This window comes from Kitasatospora sp. NPDC023118, assembly GCF_055560875.1.
Genome location: NZ_JBVHHW010000095.1, coordinates 1 through 1,394 on the forward strand (window position 1 = coordinate 1; position 1,394 = coordinate 1,394).

Sequence of the window (1,394 nt, forward strand, 5' to 3'; positions counted from 1 at the left end):
CTGAGACCTGATGCCGAGCCGATTGTGGTGAAGTGGATGATCCTATGCTGTCGAGAAAAGCCTCTAGCGAGTTTCATGGCGGCCCGTACCCCAAACCGACTCAGGTGGTCAGGTAGAGAATACCGAGGCGTTCGGGTGAACTATGGTTAAGGAACTCGGCAAAATGCCCCCGTAACTTCGGGAGAAGGGGGGCCATTCCTGGTGATGGGTCTTGCACTCTGAGCTGGGGGTGGCCGCAGAGACCAGCGAGAAGCGACTGTTTACTAAAAACACAGGTCCGTGCGAAGCCGTAAGGCGATGTATACGGACTGACGCCTGCCCGGTGCTGGAACGTTAAGGGGACCGGTTAGCTCGATTTCGGTTGGGCGAAGCTGAGAACTTAAGCGCCAGTAAACGGCGGTGGTAACTATAACCATCCTAAGGTAGCGAAATTCCTTGTCGGGTAAGTTCCGACCTGCACGAATGGCGTAACGACTTCTCGACTGTCTCAACCATAGGCCCGGTGAAATTGCATTACGAGTAAAGATGCTCGTTTCGCGCAGCAGGACGGAAAGACCCCGGGACCTTTACTATAGCTTGATATTGGTGTTCGGTTCGGCTTGTGTAGGATAGGTGGGAGACTGTGAAGCAGCAACGCCAGTTGTTGTGGAGTCGCCGTTGAAATACCACTCTGGTCGTGCTGGATGTCTAACCTGGGTCCGTGATCCGGATCAGGGACAGTGTCTGGTGGGTAGTTTAACTGGGGCGGTTGCCTCCTAAAGGGTAACGGAGGCGCCCAAAGGTTCCCTCAGCCTGGTTGGCAATCAGGTGTTGAGTGTAAGTGCACAAGGGAGCTTGACTGTGAGACTGACGGGTCGAGCAGGTACGAAAGTAGGGACTAGTGATCCGGCGGTGGCTTGTGGAAGCGCCGTCGCTCAACGGATAAAAGGTACCCCGGGGATAACAGGCTGATCTTCCCCAAGAGTCCATATCGACGGGATGGTTTGGCACCTCGATGTCGGCTCGTCGCATCCTGGGGCTGGAGTAGGTCCCAAGGGTTGGGCTGTTCGCCCATTAAAGCGGTACGCGAGCTGGGTTTAGAACGTCGTGAGACAGTTCGGTCCCTATCCGCTGTGCGCGTAGGAGTGTTGAGAAGGGCTGTCCCTAGTACGAGAGGACCGGGACGGACGAACCTCTGGTGTGCCAGTTGTTCTGCCAAGGGCATGGCTGGTTGGCTACGTTCGGGAGGGATAACCGCTGAAAGCATCTAAGCGGGAAGCCTGCTTCGAGATGAGCACTCCCACCTCCTTGAGAGGGTAAGGCTCCCAGTAGACGACTGGGTTGATAGGCCGGATATGGAAGCCCTGTGAGGGGTGGAGTTGACCGGTACTAATAGGCCGAGGGCTTGTCCTCAG

Annotated in this window: 1 rRNA gene; it reads left to right on the forward strand. The window is 56.1% G+C overall.

What is annotated here, in order from left to right:
- Positions 1-1,392 (forward strand): 23S ribosomal RNA (locus tag ACZ3UD_RS37710); the annotation flags it as partial.
- Positions 1,393-1,394 lie beyond the last annotated feature (2 nt).